Origin of the sequence: Marinobacter sp. bablab_jr003, from assembly GCF_016464245.1 — a bacterium.
Classification (GTDB): domain Bacteria; phylum Pseudomonadota; class Gammaproteobacteria; order Pseudomonadales; family Oleiphilaceae; genus Marinobacter; species Marinobacter vinifirmus.
Window position 1 is genome coordinate 1 of record NZ_JADARC010000011.1, and the last position, 16,486, is coordinate 16,486.

The window sequence follows — 16,486 nt, forward strand, 5'->3', positions numbered from 1 at the left end:
CATTGAATTCTCTGGAGATGCGGTTGAAGCTGGCCCCGCCGTCGAGGTAAAGCTTCACCATCTTTAATTTGAATGCTTCACTATGTGTTCTTGTCATGTGACTCCCCAAAAGTCGGTGTCCAACTTTCGGGGGTCACTTCACTGACTAGGGGTCTGTCCCTACGTGGACTGACCCCTCCAGGCACCAAGTCCAGGCTTGAGCGGTTATTGAGCGGGCCCTTAACCATTATCGAAAATCCTTGTTTGCCTTGATATCCGTCAGTGCCTAGTATCGCGCCCTTTTTATGGCACCGTGTGGAGGCACTTTACCGCGTTATGGGACGTCGCAACGAACAACTTCGCTGGCAGCTGGCCAAAGGGCTGATTCATGCACTGCACCTGGAGCGGTTAGCCAGCCGTTACAGCCGCACCACGGTGATGGCGGTGTTCAACCTGGTGAATGGTAGCTTCAGCATTGCGTTGGTGTCGTTTGTGGCGCTGGTTACGCAGGAGGCGTTTATCTTTCCATCGCTGGGCGCTACGGCGTTTATCCTGTTCTACGTACCGATGGCCCAGCCGGCGTCGCCCCGGAATACCCTGTGCGGGCACCTGATTGGCGCGTTGATGGGGTTGCTGTGCCTGTACATTTTCGGCCTGCAGGGCCAGCCTTCCGCCTTTGCAACCGGCGTTGACCTGGCCAGGGTAGGCGCTGCAGCGCTGTCTCTGGGCCTCACCAGCTGCCTGATGGTGGTATTCCGCGTAGCCCATCCTCCCGCCGGCGCCACCGCCCTGATCGTCTCCCTGGGCCTGATGCCGAACCCGGCCCAGTTGCCTATTCTGATGGCCGGCGTAGCCCTGCTGCTGGCCCATGCCTTTGTGATGAACCGCCTGGCGGGGATTCCTTATCCGGTTTGGGCTGGTGGTGGGGTGGCGCCGGCTACGGAGGGGTCTAAGGTTGCTGGGGTTTGACTCCATTCATTCGGATGGTGTACTATGTACACAAAACTAGTTCAGCAAAAGGATTTGCTAACCGTGCACAAGGCCATCGAGTTTATTGAAACTCCTATATTTACGCGCCAGATCAAAGAGATAGCAACGGACGACGAATTAAGAGAACTTCAGCGCCTCTTGATAGCGGCCCCTGAAAGAGGCGCCCTTATTCAAGGTACAGGAGGGCTCAGAAAAGTAAGAATGCCTCTTCAGAATCGAGGTAAAAGCGGTGGAGCACGGGTGATCTATTTTCTGGCGACGCGAGAGGTCATTTATTTGATTCTGGCGTATCCGAAAAGCGAAAAAGATAGCCTGACTTCAGCAGAGAAAACCAAGTTGAAAATATTGGCCCAGCAGCTTAAGGGAGATGAGCCCAATGAGCGTATTTGATGAACTCCAGGCCTCAATGGAAGAGGCTGTCGACATCAAGAAAGGTAAGATTAAAGCCGGCCGGATCACTCGCCATGAAGTATCGGATGTCAAAGCTATCCGCGCCCAATTAAATGTCTCGCAAGCAGAATTTGCCACGGCGATGGGGACAAGCGTAGATACGATTAAAAGCTGGGAAAGCAAACGCAGGAACCCAACCGGCCTGGCAGCGAAAGTGCTCGCAACGATTCAGGAAAACCCTGCGTTCTACAGCGAGCTTGCATCTCACTAAGCTATCAGGCGACCGTCGCCAACAGAACGGCGACGGGGTCAGCTTCCCAAGGCACGGTGCCTGGCTGAACTTGGAGCCTGGAGGGGTCAGTCCACGTAGGGACAGACCCCTAGTCAATCCTCGGGGGCAGCCCCCAGTACTTAAACCTGGTGCCTAGAGGGGTCAGTCCACGTAGGGACAGACCCCTGGTCAGGCAAACGTAGGGACAGACCCCTAGTCCCCTAATCGACTCCGAATGGGGGGAACGTGGTAGAATTGGCGCCTTCATTTGCTTTGTTCTCCGGATGTTCATGACCTCTCAACAGCCCGCCCCCGTTTTGTCTCGCCGGTTTTCGGTTGCGCCGATGATGGATTGGACTACGCCGCATTTTCGGTACCTGGCGCGTATTCTTAGCCGCAGGGCTTTGTTGTATACCGAGATGGTGACGACCGGGGCGTTGATTCATGGCGATACGGCGCGGTTTTTGCGGCATGATCCATCGGAGTTTCCGCTGGCGTTGCAGCTGGGCGGGAGTGATGCCGGGGAGCTGGCGCAGTGTGCGAAGCTGGCGCAGGAATTCGGGTTTGATGAGGTGAACCTGAACGTGGGCTGCCCGAGCGACCGGGTGCAGAACAACATGATTGGCGCCTGCCTGATGGGCCACCCGGATAAAGTGGCGGAAGGCGTGGCGGCGATGATCGAGGCCACGGATTTGCCGGTTACGGTGAAGCACCGCATTGGCATCAATGGCCGGGAGTCCTGGGACGAGCTGTGCGAGTTTATCGAGACGGTGGCCGCCGCCGGCTGCAAGACCTTCATTGTGCATGCCCGCATTGCCATTCTTGAGGGCCTGAGCCCGAAGGAAAACCGCGATATTCCGCCACTGAAGTACGACTGGGTGTACCGCCTGAAGCAGGCCTACCCGCACCTGGAAATCATCATCAATGGCGGCATCAAGACCTTCGAGGAATGCCACGAGCACCTGGCCCATACCGACGGCGTGATGCTGGGGCGAGAGGCCTACCACAATCCCTGGTTGCTGGCCGGGGTGGATTCTGAACTATTTGGCGAGCCACCGGCCGTTACCAGCCGCCACGAGGCGCTGCGGGCGATGTTTCCGTTTATTCAGAAGGAGCTGGACCGGGGCGTGTACCTTACCCACATTACCCGCCACATTATGGGCCTGTTCCTGGGCCAGCCGGGCGGGCGGCAGTTTCGCCGGCACCTGAGCGAGAACGCCAACAAGCCTGGTTCCGGGCTGGAAGTGATCGAACAGGCCCTGGCCAAGGTACGCGAGCCGCAACCGATAGCGGAAAGCTGATAACAGGCATACCATTTGTTGTCTTGTTCCTGTTGTAACCTGCCGTTATTGTAAGGGTTAGCAAAGCATTCGGGAGCTGGATGCTGCACCAAAACCGAACAACCGGGACGACAGGACGAATGACCAGCAAGCTAGACCAACTGAAAAACATGACCACCGTGGTAGCCGACACCGGCGATATCGACGCCATTGCCCAATGGCGGCCGGAAGATGCCACCACCAACCCTTCCCTGCTGCTGAAGGCCGCAGCGTCTGACGCCTATCGCCCCATGCTGGATAAAGCCGTGGCCATTGCCGCGAAACACGGCGGCTCTTCGGCAGACCAGCTCTCGGTGGCTACCGATATGCTCGCAGTGCTGGCCGGCAAGGAAATCCTGAACCTGATTCCCGGCGTGGTATCCACCGAGGTAGACGCCCGCCTGTCATTCGACACTGCCGCTACTCTGCAGAAGGCCCGTGGCCTGATTGAGCTGTACGACCAGCAAGGCGTAGACACCAGCCGGGTGCTGATCAAGATTGCCTCCACCTGGGAAGGCATCCGCGCGGCCGAGCAGCTGGAAAAGGAAGGCATTCGCTGCAACCTGACTTTGCTGTTCTCGTTTGTGCAGGCGGTTGCCTGTGCCCAGGCCGGCGCGCACCTGATTTCACCATTTGTGGGCCGCATCCTGGACTGGCACCTGGCCAGTTCCGGCCGCGACAGCTACCCGGCGGCGGAAGACCCCGGCGTGCAGTCGGTCACCCGCATCTATAATTACTACAAGGCCCATGGTTTCAACACCGTGGTGATGGGCGCCAGCTTCCGCAATACCGGCGAGATTGAAATGCTGGCCGGCTGCGACCGGCTGACCATCAGCCCTGCCCTGCTGCAGGAACTGAAAGAAGACCAGGGCGAACTCAGCCGCAAGCTGAGCCCGGATTCCGCATCAGTCTCCGAGAAAATGGGCTGGGTAGACGAAAAGCTGTTCCGCTGGGAATCCAATGAAGACGCCATGGCCACCGAGAAACTGGCCGACGGCATCCGCCGCTTTGCGGCCGACCAGATTGAGCTTGAGAACCGGGTGCGCCAGCTGGCCTCCCGGGCCGCGTAATTTTAAGGACGAGGACGTTCCATGCTAGCCATTCTTCACCCCAATACGGCGCTGGACAGCGATGCCTATCGCCAGACCATGCATTACCTGGAAAACCTGCCCGGCGTGAGCATTCGCGTTCACGAAATCCAGGGCGCCAGCCAGCGGCTGACCGAGGTTTACCTGTTGGGCGATACCAAGACCCTGGACAAGGAAGAAATAGAAGCCCTGCCGGCGGTTGAGCGGGCCATTCGCATTTCCGATGACTACCGGATTCTGGGCCGCCACAAAGACGACAATCGCCAGAGCGGTTTCACCTACAACGGCGTGGAGTTCAGCCAGAACAACCTGAATATCTTTGCCGGCCTGTGCGCGGTGGATGTACCCGAGCACGTTGAGCAGATGATGCAGGCGCTGGAAGACGCCGGCGAAGTTTGCACCCGCATGGGCGCCTACAAGCCCCGCACCAACCCCTATTCGTTCCAGGGCCACGGTAAGGGCTGCCTGCCCTGGGTGTTCGAGAAGGCGGGCAAGCATGGCATCAAGGTGGTCGCCATGGAGATCACCCACGAGAGCCACATCGAAGAAATCGATACCTGCCTGGAGAAGCTGGGCCGTCCTACCGGCGTGATGCTGCAGGTGGGCACCCGCAATACCCAGAACTTCGAGCTGCTGAAAGCCATTGGTCGCCAGACCACCTACCCGGTGCTGCTGAAGCGCGGCTTCGGTATTACCCTGAACGAATCCCTGAACGCGGCGGAATACCTGGCCAGCGAAGGCAACGCCAATGTGATTTTCTGCCTGCGCGGCATGAAAACCGAGGCCGGCCAGCCGCACCGCAACATGGTGGACTTCGCCCACGTGCCGGCAGTAAAACGCCTGACCCGTATGCCGGTGTGTGTCGACCCGTCCCACTCTGTGGGCAGTCGTGAAAAAGCACCGGACGGCATCCTGGATGTGATGCACGCCACCGCTCAGGGGGTGATTGCCGGTGCCAACATGGTCCTGGTGGACTTCCACCCGAAACCGGAAAAAGCCCTGGTCGACGGCCCCCAGGCTCTGCTGATGAACGAGCTGCCGGCGTACCTGGAAGATATCCGCCTGTGCCACGACACCTGGAAGAAGCGCCAGGCTATTTATCAACGTCTTAAGGACAACACTGCAGAATGATCGTTTATGGTCACCGGGGGGCCAAGGGTGAGGCCCCCGAAAATACCCTGCCCGGCTTTGTGCATGCATACCGGCAGGGCATCCGGCATTTCGAGCTGGACCTTGTGCTGTCGAAAGACGGCATTCCCGTGTTGGTGCACGACCTGACGGTAGACCGCACCACCGGCCAGAAAGGCAACGTGGGTAACTACACGGCAGCCGAGCTGGAAAACATGGACGCCAGGCGCAACACCAGCGCCTGGCCCCGCAAAACCGGGATTCCGGCACTGGAAACCCTGCTGGACCAGTTTGACGACCTGGAACACGTGCAGCTGGAGGTAAAGAAAGACAGCCGTTCGCGCCTGAATATTCTGTGCAACCGGCTAACCGAGGTTATCCAGCGCCGTAACCTGTACCAGACCTGCGCGGTCACCTCTACAGACCCGTGGTTCTTGCGGGAAATCCGCCGGAGAAACCGCAATATCCGCATCGGCCTGGTGGCGGAGCGCAAGTTTCCCAAGCCCCTGAACCTGGCCACCCGGCTGGGTTGCGAGTATTTCTGCGTTAACTGGAAAATCCTGAACAAGGAGATGGTCGACACCGCCCACAAGCGCAACATGCACGTGTCTACCTGGACGGTAAACCGTATTCACGACATGCTGAAGCTGGAAGAAATGGGCGTGGACAGCATTATTTCTGACTATCCCACCAGTACCAAAATGTTCTTCGATAACCGGACCAAGGCGGTACTGAGCCTTCCGGCCAGGGAAAGCAGCCCGGAACCTGCCTGAGGCAGGCCCGGGCACCACGGCCTGCTCAGAAGATTCTGTTCAGGCCGTTCAGTGCAGCTACCCGGTAGGCTTCCGCCATGGTCGGGTAGTTGAACGTGGTATTGATGAAGTAGTTCAGGGAATTGGCTTCCCCTTCCTGGTTCATGATGGCCTGGCCGATGTGTACGATCTCGGCGGCCTGGTCACCAAAGCAGTGAATGCCCAGGATTTCACGGGTTTCACGGTGGAACAGAATCTTCAGCATACCGACCGCTTCACCGGTAATCTGCGCCCGGGCGAGGTCTTTGAAGAAGGCCTGGCCCACGTCGTAAGGCACTCTGGCTTCGGTCAGCTCCCGCTCGGTTTTACCCACTGAACTGATTTCCGGAATGGTGTAGATGCCGGTGGGCACATCGTTCACAAAGCGGAAATACTCGTCCTGGGTAATATCGGAAGAGGCCGCACGGCCTTGGTCATAGGCAGCACTGGCCAGGCTTGGCCAACCGATTACATCACCGGCGGCGTAGATATGCTCTACCTCGGTGCGGTAGTGGTCATCCACTGCCAGCTGGCCGCGGCCATTCGGCACCAGGCCGACATTTTCCAGGCCCAGGTTCTCGGTGTTACCACTACGGCCGTTACACCACAGGAAGGCATCGGCACGGATTTTCTTGCCGGATTGCAGCGACAGTACCACGCCGTGGTCGTCGCCCTTCACGGATTCATACTGCTCGTTATGACGAACCAGCACGCCGTTGTTACGCAGATGGTAGCTCAGCGCATCAGAGATTTCGTCATCCAGGAACGACAGCAGGCGGTCACCCGGGTTGATCAGGTCTACCTTCACACCCAGCCCGGCAAAGATGGACGCGTATTCTGAACCGATAACGCCGGCACCGTAGATAATCAGGGTACGCGGGGTGTGGGACAGGTTCAGGATGGAATCCGAGTTGTAGATCCGGTGATGGCGGAAGTCCACATCGGGCGGCAGGTACGGGCGGGAGCCAGTGGCAATGATCGCCTGTTTGAAGTGGATGGTTTCCACCGATTTGTTGCCACGGATTTCCAGCCGGTGCGTGTCAACAAACGACGCACGGCCGTTGATCAGGTCTACCCGGTTACGGGAGTAGAACTGGGTGCGCAGCTTAACCTGCTTGCCAATGACCTTCTGGGCGTTCTGCAGCACACGGGGGAAGGAGAACCAGCGCGGCTCGCCGATGTCCCGGAACATCTGGTTGGTGTTGAAGGTGATGATCTGCTTGACCGAGTGCCGCAGCGCCTTCGACGGGATGGTGCCCCAGTGGGTGCAGTTACCGCCAACGGTGGGCTTGTCTTCAATGATGGCGACGCGCTTGTTGTGCTTGGCCGCGTTCATTGCCGCCCCTTCTCCGGAAGGGCCGGCGCCGATCACGACTACGTCGTAATGATGCTCTGCCATGTGCGCAGTGACTCCTTATCTACGTCTTGAGTGCGTAGCTGTCGTTATAGTGATTGTAGGTGACCCGTTGCGGTTACTTGTCGGCTTTGGTGGCGTCGTAGGCCAGGTCTTCCATCTTTGCCGGCTCGTCGGAGCCATTCCGGCTCTCTTCACACTTCTGGGTGTTACCACCGCAAATATCGCAGGAAGCACTGATACCCAGGGCACCAATACCACCACAGGTTCCGCTGATCGGCTTGCGACCGAAAATAACGCCGATCGACATGCCGGCAACCAGCAGTACCACAATAAACAGAACTAAAAGAAAGGTACCCATTACTGCCCCCTTTTACTGGACAACGTAAGACGAGAATGCCGGTGTCTGATGGGTTTCAAAACCGTTGTCTCCCCTTACGATAAAGTATGCGGGAATGTTTTCCCGGGTTGCCAGGCTCGCAGCGCGCTCATAACCCATCACGTTGAATGCAGTCGCCAGTGCGTCGGCTGTCATGCAATCATCCGCCAGTACGGTTACCGATGCCAGTTTGTGACTTATCGGTTTACCGGTATCAGGGTCAATTGTATGGGAATAGCGCAGCCCTTGTGATTCGTAATAGTTACGATAGTCGCCGGAGGTTGCCATGGCCTGCCCGCTGAGCGCGACAACCTTGTTTACCTGCCGGGCATCCTCTGTGGGCTCTTCTACGGCTAACCGCCAGGCGTCGCCACCAGGCTTGCGGCCAAGGGTACGGACCTCGCCACCGATCTCCACCAGGTAAGCCTGTACCCCTTCGCTGTCGAGGTAACGGCCCACCACATCCACACCATAGCCCTTGGCAATGCCGGACAGGTCAATGTACTGGGGCTGCTGGCTGCGGATTGCCTGGCGCTGCTCATCCAGCTCCAGCTTTTCCCAGCCGGTGGCCGCCATCCGTACTGCCAGTTCTTGCTCTGAAGGCGCCTTTTCCAGCCGTGCTTCCGGCCCGAAGCCCCACAGGTTCACAACGGGGCCGATGGTGATGTCGAACGCGCCATCGGTCAGGGCAGAGATTTCCTGCGCCCGCTGGATCACCTCGAACAGTGCCGGAGACAAGGGCGTCCACCCGGACTGGTCCTGTTTCCGGTTCAGGACAGACAGTTCAGAGTCCGTCTTCCAGGTAGACATACTGGCGTCTACATCGTTCAGTGCGGTTTCAATGCCATCAGCCAGGGTCTGCAACCGGGCTTCGTCTTCGGGCAATACCACGTTGATATGATAGGTGGTGCCAAAAATGCCGCCGGAGATCTCCCAGATTTTTTCCTCGTCCTGAAACGAGCAACCCGCCAGGGCAGCCATAACCAGCGCCCAGAAAACGCTGATTATAACCACCCTGGCGGGCTTCATCTTGCCGGATGTCATTTGAGTGAATTAACCCCCGAAATCATCCAGCATGATGTTTTCGTCTTCTACACCAAGGTCTTTCAACATCTTGATGACAGACGCGTTCATGATTGGGGGCCCGCACATGTAGAACTCACAGTCTTCCGGAGCCGGGTGGTCCTTCAGATAGTTTTCGTACAACACGTTATGGATAAAGCCGGTCGGGCCTTCCCAGTTATCGCTCGGCAGCGCGTCAGACAACGCCACGTGCCACTCGAAGTTCTCGTTCTCGCGGGCCAGCATGTCGAAATCTTCTACGTAGAACATTTCGCGCACACTACGGGCACCGTACCAGAAGCTGATCTTGCGCTTGGAGTTCAGGCGCTTCAGTTGGTCGAAGATGTGGGAGCGCATCGGCGCCATACCCGCACCACCACCGATGAACACCATCTCCGCATCGGTATCCTTGGCGAAGAACTCACCAAACGGTCCCATTACGGTTACCTTGTCACCCGGCTTCAGGTTGAACACGAAGGTAGACATGATGCCCGGCGGATGATCAGTGCCAGGAGGCGGCGTAGCGATACGGATGTTGAACTTGAGAAGACCTTTCTCTTCCGGGTAGTTCGCCATGGAATAGGCCCGGATGGTCTCTTCCTTGTTCACGCCCTTGTAGCGCCAGATGTCGTGCTTGTCCCAGTCTTCGTGGAACTCTTCCTCGATGTTGAAATCCTTGAAGTTGATTTCGTACGGAGGGCACTCCAGCTGTACATAACCGCCTGCGCGGAAGTCAACTTCCTCGCCTTCCGGCAGCTTGAGCACCAGCTCTTTGATGAAGGTGGCGACGTTGTGGTTGGAGACAACCTCGCATTCCCACTTCTTGACGCCAAAGAACTCTTCCGGCACTTCCACCTTCATGTCCTGTTTTACAGGAACCTGGCAGGACAGGCGCCAGCCCTCTTTCTCTTCACGATTGGTGAAGTGGGTCTTTTCCGTCGGCAGCATGGCACCGCCGCCCTCCAGAACCTTGCACTTGCACTGGGCGCAGGTACCGCCGCCACCACAAGCAGAGGACAGAAAAATACCACTGTTAGCCAGAGTACCGAGCAGCTTGCCGCCGGCTTCGGTCTTCAGCGTGTGTTCGGGATCGTCGTTGATCTCAATGGTCACATCACCGGTGCTTACCAGCCTGGACCGGGCCGCAAGAATCACTGCGACCAGGGCCAGAACGATAACGGTGAACATGACCACGCCGAGAATAATTTCTGTATTCATGGTCTCGCCTTTTCGTTAAACCGAATCACCGGGTGAATTACAGGGAGATGCCGGAGAACGACATGAAACCCAGAGACATCAGACCCACAGTAATGAAGGTGATGCCAAGGCCACGCAGTCCGTTCGGGACATCGCTGTACTTGAGCTTTTCACGGATACCTGCCAGGGCGATGATGGCCAGGGCCCAGCCAACACCGGCGCCAAAGCCGTACACCACACTCTCGCCAAAGGTGTAGTCACGCTCAACCATGAACAGCGAGGCACCCAGAATGGCGCAGTTCACTGTAATCAGTGGCAGGAACACACCCAGAGCGGCATAGAGCGCCGGGATATACTTGTCCAGTACCATTTCCATGATCTGAACAATCGCCGCGATTACCCCGATATACGTCAGCAATCCGAGAAAGCTCAGGTCTACGTTCGGCAGGCCAGCCCAATCCAGGGCGCCTTCGCGCAGAACGCTGTTGTACAGAAGGTTGTTCACCGGAACGGTGACCGTCAGCACGACCACCACGGCAATGCCAAGACCGGTTGCGGCCTCGATCTTCTTGGAGATGGCCAGGAAGGTACACATCCCCAGGAAGAAGGCCAGCGCCATGTTTTCAACAAAAACAGCCTTCAGAATCAAGCTGATATAATGCTCCATCAGAAGGCCTCCTTGGCGACATGGCGAGACATTTTATAGTCCGGCTCTTCAACCTGCTCCGGCTTCCAGGTCCGCAGACCCCAGATCGCCAGGCCGATAATAAAGAACGCACTCGGCGGCAGCAGCAACAAGCCGTTAGGAATGTACCAGCCACCTTCGTTCACCACCGGCATCAGGGAGACACCGAACAGTGAGCCGGCGCCCAGCAATTCACGGAAGAAGGCAACGAAGATCAGGAGTACCGAGTAGCCCAGACCGTTACCAACGCCGTCCAGGAAGCTCAGCCAGGGGCCGTTCTTCATGGCAAAGCCTTCCGCGCGGCCCATAACGATGCAGTTGGTGATAATCAGACCAACGAACACTGAGAGCTGCTTGGAAATCTCGTAGGCATAGGCCTTGAGCACCTGGTCAACCACGATTACCAGGGAGGCGATAATGGTCATCTGCACGATGATCCGGATACTGCCCGGAATCTGGGTGCGTACCAGGGACACGGCCAGGTTGGAAAATGCGGTAACGGCAATAACCGCCGCGCACATAACAAGTGTAACGTTCATGCTGGTGGTAACCGCCAGCGCTGAACAGATGCCCAGGATCTGCAGGGCAATCGGGTTATTGCTGAAGATCGGTTCGAAGAGAACCTGTTTGGCTGATGCATCTGCCATGATCAGACCTCCCCTTCACGAAGTTTTTGCAGGAACGGCGCGTATCCGCGGTCGCCCATCCAGTAGTTAACCAGTTGCTCAACGCCGCGACTGGTCAACGTTGCCCCGGACAGAGCATCCACTTTATGCTGCCTTTTTTTTGCATCAACGTTTACGCCACCTTTAACCAGTTTGATCTGCGGTTCAGTGCGATCACCATCATAAACTTTCTTCCCCACCCACTGCGACTTCCAGCGTGGATTGTCTACCTCCCCACCGAGGCCCGGAGTTTCGGCGTGGGAGTAAAAGCCAAGCCCTTCAATGGTGTTCAAATCACCTTCCAGCGAAATGAAGCCATACAATGTAGACCAGAGGCCATAACCATGAATTGGCAGTACCACACGCACTAGCTCTCCGTTCTCGCTCAGCGTATACACCCTGGCAACATTCGGCCGGCGCTTGATGCCAGCCTTGTCTTCCGAGGAAGGAATATCCGTAGACAACTGAGGGTCCGAGGCGGCCTTGTACATATCATATTTCATGGGCTCAGCAACACCAACGGCGGAAGGCTTTACAAATTTACCAGTATCCAAATCCACCAGGCGAACATCGAAACTCTCGAATTTCTGCAAAATCTGCTCTGCAGTATCGCCTTGATCCAGCATACCTGCGGCAGAGAGAATGTTCGTTGTCATATCAAGATGCTGATTCTTGACCTGGGCAGGTCTGAGCATGACCGCCGCGGTGGATACCACGACAGAGAACACGATACTCAGCACCAGCGCAACGATCAGCGTGCGGGAGACGGTTTCTTTAGCTTTAGCCACGAGCAAGCCTCCGTTTGATGTTGGCCTGAACCACGTAATGGTCCATCAATGGCGCGAACAGGTTTGCGAACAGGATGGCAAGCATGATGCCTTCCGGGAACGCCGGATTGATCACGCGGATCAGCACAGTCATCACGCCTACCAGAATACCGAAACACCAGCGACCCGTGTCAGTCATCGCGGCGGACACCGGATCCGTCGCCATGAACATCATGCCAAAGGCAAACCCGCCCATGACCAGATGCCAATGCGCCGGAACCGCGAACATCGGATTGGTCTCGGAACCTATGATGTTTAGCAGCAGCGACATGCCGATCATACCGATCAACACACCTCCGACGATGCGATAGGAGGCAATCTTCATCCCCAACAGGATCAGGCCACCAATCAGAATGGCCAGTGTCGAGGTCTCACCCATAGAGCCCTGAATGGTGCCCATGAAGGCGCTCATCCAGCCAATTTGAGCTTCCAGAGCTTCCAGACCACCACTGGCGGCCCAGCTCAGCGCCGTGGCGCCACTGAAGCCGTCAACCGCAGTCCAGACGGTGTCGCCGGAAATCTGCGCCGGATAGGCGAAGTACAGGAAGGCACGACCGGTCAGGGCCGGGTTCAGGAAGTTCTTGCCGGTACCGCCGAACACTTCCTTACCGATCACCACACCGAAGGTGATACCCAGGGCCACCTGCCACAGCGGGATGGTGGGCGGGCAGATCAGTGCGAACAGTACGGAGGTCACAAAGAAGCCTTCGTTCACTTCGTGCTTGCGCACGGTGGCGAACAGGACTTCCCAGAAGCCACCCACAATAAAGGTAACCGCGTAGATGGGCACAAAGTACGCCAGGCCATATACGAAGTTATCCCAAAGGCCGGCTCCGGCTCCGGTTGCCGCCAGGGCGGTAATGAAGGCTTCACGCAGGCCGCCGTCGGCAATCTGCGCGCCGGCGTTTTCCGCCAGGAAGCTGTTGGCCTGGAAACCGATGTTCCACATACCGAAGAACATGGCCGGGAAGGTACACAGCCACACAGTGATCATGATGCGCTTGAGGTCTACGCCATCACGCACATGGGAGGTGGTCTTGGTTACGCTCGCAGGCGAGTAGAAAATTGTATCAACGGCTTCGTACAGGGCGTACCAGCGCTCGTACTTGCCGCCTTTTTCAAAGTGATGCTCGATTCCATCGAGAAACTGTCGGATTGCCATCGTATTAGCCCTCGATCTCGATTCGGGTCAGGTTCTCGCGGAGAATCGGACCGTATTCATATTTGCCGGGGCACACGAAGGTGCACAGCGCCAGATCTTCTTCATCCAGCTCCAGGGCACCCAGTTTCTGTGCCATTTCGGTATCGCCCACAATCAGTGCGCGCAGCAGCTGGGTTGGCAGGATATCCAGCGGCATAACCTGTTCATACGCACCTACCGGCACCATGGCTCGCTCACTGCCATTGGTGGTGGTGGTAAAGTTGAACAGCTTGCCCGGGTTAAGCTTGGACAGATAGATATTCAGCACCGAGAACTTGTTGGGGCCCGGAGACAACCAACCCATGAACTCACGCTTGCTCTGCTCTTCCAGCACGCTTACCTGGTTGGCAAAGCGGCCTAGGTAGGCGCAGGGGCCTTCGCCGCGACGGCCACCAAACACAGAACCGGAAATAGCACGAACCTGACAGTCAGTCGCCACTTCGCCGTCCAGCAACTCCTGCAGGCTGGCACCCAGACGGGTACGAACCAGGCGGGGCTTGGAGGCTTTCGGGCCAGCAATCGCCACAATGCGCTCTACCGGCACTTCACCGGTTTCGAACAGCTTGGCGATGTCGATAACGTCCTGGTAGTTGATGGACCAGACAGTTTTGCTGGCAGATACCGGATCCAGGTGATGGATATGGGTACCTACGTTGCCGGCCGGGTGCACACCGTCAAACTGGTGTACTTCGATATTGTCGGCCTTGGGCACAGAAACATTCGCGCCGGGCTTGCCGGTTACAAATACCTTGCCGTTGGTCAGGCGGGAGATGATGGTCAGGCCTTTTTCAAAAGCCTTGCTGTTCTCGCCGATGATAACGGTGGGGTCTGCCGCCAGGGGGTTGGTGTCCATCACAGACACGAAAATGGAATTCGGTGCGGAATCGATTTCCGGAACCTTGCTGTAGGGCCGCGTGCGGAAAGCTGTCCACAGGCCGGACTCTACCAGGTTGTCGACCACCTGCTGGCGTTCCAGGCCGGCAAGGTCCGAATCGTTGTAACGGGCATAGGTTTCCGCATCGTTGCCATCGATTTCGATAACAACAGACTGGAATACACGACGCTCACCGCGATTGATTTCTTTCACCACGCCTGCGGCTGGTGAAGTATAACGAACGCCCTCGGTCTTCTTGTCCGTGAACAGCAGCGTACCGCGCTTGACACGGTCCCCCTCTTTCACAGCCATGGTCGGCTTCATGCCGTGATAGTCAAAACCGATCAATGCCACGTGGCGAATCGGCTTGCCATCTGTAATGGTCTGTTCGGGAGCGCCGCTGATGGGAAGATCCAGGCCTTTTTTGATCTTGATCATTAGCCTCGTCCAATCATCAGAAACTGTTTCTGTGGATTATTAACGCCCGGCCCCCTGCGGCCCAGGAAGGTTGAGAAACGGGGTGCCAGACATACCCAAAATCGCGCCAATTATAGAGATTAAGGAAACCTATTTCCACCGGAAACCAAAATGGTTTTAGCGGTCCCTTAAAGCAGGAAAGCCCCGGTAACTTACGCTACCGGGGCCGGTCCGATCACTTCTCGAGGAAGCGGCCTACGACTTTAGTCGCGGGTGCGCTTCGGAAAGATCGGGTAGGTTACACCGGCCATCTGGTTAACGCAGCGGATAACCTGGGCGCTGTAACCGAACTCGTTGTCGTACCATACGTACAGGATCAGGCGCTTGCCGTTGGCAATGGTGGCCTGGGCATCCACAACACCGGCGTGGCGGGAGCCTACGAAGTCGGTAGACACCACTTCCGGAGAGTTCACGAAGTCGATCTGCTTCTGCAACTCGGAGTGCAGGGCCATGTCGCGCAGGTAGTCGTTAACCTTATCCACTTCAACGTCTGACTTCAGGTTCAGGTTCAGGATCGCCATAGACACGTTCGGAGTCGGAACGCGGATAGCGTTACCGCTCAGCTTGCCTTTCAGCTCCGGCAGGGCCTTGGCAACAGCCTTGGCAGCACCGGTTTCGGTGATAACCATGTTCAGGGCCGCACTGCGACCACGACGGCTACCCTTGTGGTAGTTATCGATCAGGTTCTGGTCGTTGGTGTAGGAGTGAACGGTTTCAACGTGGCCGTCTTCAATGCCGTATTCGTCGTTGATGGCCTTCAGTACCGGGGTAATGGCGTTGGTGGTACAGGAGGCGGCAGACAGGATCTTGTCTTCGTCGGTGATCCAGTCGTTGTTGATGCCGTAAACGATGTTCTTGATGTCGCCCTTGCCCGGCGCGGTCAGGATGACGCGGCTGACACCCTTGGATTTCAAGTGCAGGCCCAGGCCTTCTTCGTCGCGCCACTTACCGGTGTTGTCGATCACGATGGCGTTGTGGATGTCGTAGTCGGTGTAGTCCACCTTGTCCGGGCCATCGGAGTAGATCACCTTGATGAAGTTACCGTTGACGATCAGCGCGGAGTTTTCTTCATCTACGGTGATGGTGCCGTCGAACGGACCATGCACGGAATCACGGCGCAGCAGGCTGGCACGCTTTTCCAGGTCGTTTTCGGCGCCGCCCTGACGAACCACGATGGCACGCAGGCGCAGGTTGTTACCGCCACCGGCCTTCTCGATCAGGATGCGGGCCAGCAGACGGCCGATACGGCCAAAGCCGTAAAGGACAACGTCTTTGGTTTCGTTTTTGGAGTCTGCTTCGGACTGGCTGGCGTACTGGCCAACCACCGGGCCGATTTCGCGCTTCAGGAATTCGGCGAGGTCGCCACCTTCTTCCTTGAATTTAACGGCCAGCTTGCCGATATCCACGTGGGCACGGCCCAGTTCCAGCTTGTCCATTTCCTGCAGGATAGGCAGGGTGTCGTGAACAGACAGCTCGCTGTGCTCAACCTGGCGAACAAAGCGGTGGGCACGGATGATGTCGATCACAGACTGGTTGATGATCGCGCGGCCGTAAACAGACGTAACAACGTTGTTCTTGCGGTACAGGCGGCCGATCAGCGGAATCATGGCTTCCGCGGTGGACTCTCTTTGCGTCCAGTTGGACAGGTGCTGGTTGATCTGCTCGTGACTCACGGTTGGGACCTCGTTTAGCACAGGGAATAATTTGAGGCGCGTATTATCCAACTTAACGGTGCCTACGGCAAATAGGTTTCTGCCCGACCTTCGTCGCCCGGCCATGACACTGTCACCCCCGAACGCTAGAATAGCG

Annotated in this window: 17 protein-coding genes; 7 read left to right on the forward strand and 10 right to left on the reverse strand. The window is 57.2% G+C overall.

Annotated features, from left to right (window positions below):
- Positions 1 to 315 precede the first annotated feature (315 nt).
- The 7 genes from H3Z84_RS00065 (at position 316) to H3Z84_RS00095 (ending at position 5,938) form a co-directional block, all read left to right on the forward strand.
- Positions 316 to 948, forward strand: coding sequence for an HPP family protein (locus tag H3Z84_RS00065; protein ID WP_199455805.1), 633 nt, complete (start codon positions 316 to 318; stop codon positions 946 to 948).
- 75 nt (positions 949 to 1,023) lie between these two features.
- Complete coding sequence (locus H3Z84_RS00070; protein WP_199455842.1) at positions 1,024 to 1,359, forward strand: type II toxin-antitoxin system RelE/ParE family toxin; 336 nt, start codon at positions 1,024 to 1,026, stop codon at positions 1,357 to 1,359.
- Positions 1,346 to 1,630 carry a NadS family protein gene (gene nadS, locus H3Z84_RS00075; RefSeq protein ID WP_058340132.1) on the forward strand — a complete coding sequence of 95 codons (285 nt, stop codon included), beginning with the start codon at positions 1,346 to 1,348 and terminating at the stop codon, positions 1,628 to 1,630. Before H3Z84_RS00070 ends, nadS begins: the two co-directional genes overlap by 14 nt.
- Before the next feature lie 284 nt (positions 1,631 to 1,914).
- Entirely contained in the window at positions 1,915 to 2,931 is a 1,017-nt protein-coding gene (gene dusA / locus H3Z84_RS00080; RefSeq protein ID WP_416225940.1) for a tRNA dihydrouridine(20/20a) synthase DusA, read from the forward strand.
- A gap of 119 nt (positions 2,932 to 3,050) precedes the next feature.
- Positions 3,051 to 4,019 carry a transaldolase gene (gene tal / locus H3Z84_RS00085; protein ID WP_199455807.1) on the forward strand — a complete coding sequence of 323 codons (969 nt, stop codon included), beginning with the start codon at positions 3,051 to 3,053 and terminating at the stop codon, positions 4,017 to 4,019.
- Positions 4,020 to 4,040: 21 nt separating this feature from the next.
- Entirely contained in the window at positions 4,041 to 5,168 is a 1,128-nt protein-coding gene (locus tag H3Z84_RS00090) for a 3-deoxy-7-phosphoheptulonate synthase (RefSeq protein WP_199455808.1), read from the forward strand.
- On the forward strand, positions 5,165 to 5,938 hold the full coding sequence (locus H3Z84_RS00095; RefSeq protein WP_199455809.1) for a glycerophosphodiester phosphodiesterase: 774 nt from the start codon (positions 5,165 to 5,167) through the stop codon (positions 5,936 to 5,938). The genes H3Z84_RS00090 and H3Z84_RS00095 overlap by 4 nt, the downstream gene beginning before the upstream one ends.
- Positions 5,939 to 5,963: 25 nt before the next feature.
- Here the strand turns inward: H3Z84_RS00095 and sthA are convergent, their stop codons facing one another.
- From sthA to H3Z84_RS00145, 10 genes are all read right to left on the reverse strand, one after another.
- Complete coding sequence (gene sthA, locus H3Z84_RS00100; RefSeq protein WP_199455810.1) at positions 5,964 to 7,355, reverse strand: Si-specific NAD(P)(+) transhydrogenase; 1,392 nt, start codon at positions 7,353 to 7,355, stop codon at positions 5,964 to 5,966.
- Positions 7,356 to 7,428: 73 nt separating this feature from the next.
- Positions 7,429 to 7,671 (reverse strand): (Na+)-NQR maturation NqrM, encoded by a 243-nt coding sequence (nqrM, locus tag H3Z84_RS00105; RefSeq protein WP_199455811.1) that lies wholly within the window; start codon positions 7,669 to 7,671, stop codon positions 7,429 to 7,431.
- Between the two features lie 12 nt (positions 7,672 to 7,683).
- A complete protein-coding gene (locus H3Z84_RS00110) occupies positions 7,684 to 8,733 on the reverse strand; it encodes an FAD:protein FMN transferase (protein WP_199455812.1) in 1,050 nt (349 codons plus the stop codon).
- Between the two features lie 9 nt (positions 8,734 to 8,742).
- Positions 8,743 to 9,969, reverse strand: coding sequence for an NADH:ubiquinone reductase (Na(+)-transporting) subunit F (gene nqrF, locus H3Z84_RS00115; protein WP_199455813.1), 1,227 nt, complete (start codon positions 9,967 to 9,969; stop codon positions 8,743 to 8,745).
- A gap of 37 nt (positions 9,970 to 10,006) precedes the next feature.
- The gene (gene nqrE / locus H3Z84_RS00120; RefSeq protein ID WP_199455814.1) at positions 10,007 to 10,615 is read right to left on the reverse strand and encodes an NADH:ubiquinone reductase (Na(+)-transporting) subunit E; all 609 of its coding nucleotides are present in this window, start codon (positions 10,613 to 10,615) and stop codon (positions 10,007 to 10,009) included.
- Entirely contained in the window at positions 10,615 to 11,280 is a 666-nt protein-coding gene (locus tag H3Z84_RS00125) for an NADH:ubiquinone reductase (Na(+)-transporting) subunit D (protein WP_008175066.1), read from the reverse strand. Before H3Z84_RS00125 ends, nqrE begins: the two co-directional genes overlap by 1 nt.
- Positions 11,281 to 11,282: 2 nt before the next feature.
- Positions 11,283 to 12,086, reverse strand: coding sequence for a Na(+)-translocating NADH-quinone reductase subunit C (locus H3Z84_RS00130; RefSeq protein WP_053112423.1), 804 nt, complete (start codon positions 12,084 to 12,086; stop codon positions 11,283 to 11,285).
- The gene (locus H3Z84_RS00135; RefSeq protein ID WP_199455815.1) at positions 12,079 to 13,287 is read right to left on the reverse strand and encodes an NADH:ubiquinone reductase (Na(+)-transporting) subunit B; all 1,209 of its coding nucleotides are present in this window, start codon (positions 13,285 to 13,287) and stop codon (positions 12,079 to 12,081) included. Before H3Z84_RS00135 ends, H3Z84_RS00130 begins: the two co-directional genes overlap by 8 nt.
- A gap of 4 nt (positions 13,288 to 13,291) precedes the next feature.
- Positions 13,292 to 14,638: a Na(+)-translocating NADH-quinone reductase subunit A gene (locus tag H3Z84_RS00140; protein WP_199455816.1), complete on the reverse strand. Its 1,347-nt coding sequence runs from the start codon at positions 14,636 to 14,638 to the stop codon at positions 13,292 to 13,294.
- A 242-nt stretch (positions 14,639 to 14,880) separates the two neighbouring features.
- Complete coding sequence (locus H3Z84_RS00145; protein ID WP_199455817.1) at positions 14,881 to 16,350, reverse strand: glyceraldehyde-3-phosphate dehydrogenase; 1,470 nt, start codon at positions 16,348 to 16,350, stop codon at positions 14,881 to 14,883.
- Positions 16,351 to 16,486: the final 136 nt, after the last annotated feature.

What these genes read in the sequence shown, in the direction of transcription:
- H3Z84_RS00065 (WP_199455805.1), top strand. Translation starts at nt 316, where the DNA reads ATGGGACGTCGCAACGAACAACTTCGCTGGCAGCTGGCCAAAGGGCTG.
- nadS (WP_058340132.1), top strand. Translation starts at nt 1,346, where the DNA reads ATGAGCGTATTTGATGAACTCCAGGCCTCAATGGAAGAGGCTGTCGAC.
- dusA (WP_416225940.1), top strand. Translation starts at nt 1,915, where the DNA reads ATGTTCATGACCTCTCAACAGCCCGCCCCCGTTTTGTCTCGCCGGTTT.
- tal (WP_199455807.1), top strand. Translation starts at nt 3,051, where the DNA reads ATGACCAGCAAGCTAGACCAACTGAAAAACATGACCACCGTGGTAGCC.
- H3Z84_RS00090 (WP_199455808.1), top strand. Translation starts at nt 4,041, where the DNA reads ATGCTAGCCATTCTTCACCCCAATACGGCGCTGGACAGCGATGCCTAT.
- H3Z84_RS00095 (WP_199455809.1), top strand. Translation starts at nt 5,165, where the DNA reads ATGATCGTTTATGGTCACCGGGGGGCCAAGGGTGAGGCCCCCGAAAAT.
- sthA (WP_199455810.1), bottom strand. Translation starts at nt 7,355, where the DNA reads ATGGCAGAGCATCATTACGACGTAGTCGTGATCGGCGCCGGCCCTTCC.
- nqrM (WP_199455811.1), bottom strand. Translation starts at nt 7,671, where the DNA reads ATGGGTACCTTTCTTTTAGTTCTGTTTATTGTGGTACTGCTGGTTGCC.
- H3Z84_RS00110 (WP_199455812.1), bottom strand. Translation starts at nt 8,733, where the DNA reads ATGACATCCGGCAAGATGAAGCCCGCCAGGGTGGTTATAATCAGCGTT.
- nqrF (WP_199455813.1), bottom strand. Translation starts at nt 9,969, where the DNA reads ATGAATACAGAAATTATTCTCGGCGTGGTCATGTTCACCGTTATCGTT.
- nqrE (WP_199455814.1), bottom strand. Translation starts at nt 10,615, where the DNA reads ATGGAGCATTATATCAGCTTGATTCTGAAGGCTGTTTTTGTTGAAAAC.
- H3Z84_RS00125 (WP_008175066.1), bottom strand. Translation starts at nt 11,280, where the DNA reads ATGGCAGATGCATCAGCCAAACAGGTTCTCTTCGAACCGATCTTCAGC.
- H3Z84_RS00135 (WP_199455815.1), bottom strand. Translation starts at nt 13,287, where the DNA reads ATGGCAATCCGACAGTTTCTCGATGGAATCGAGCATCACTTTGAAAAA.
- H3Z84_RS00140 (WP_199455816.1), bottom strand. Translation starts at nt 14,638, where the DNA reads ATGATCAAGATCAAAAAAGGCCTGGATCTTCCCATCAGCGGCGCTCCC.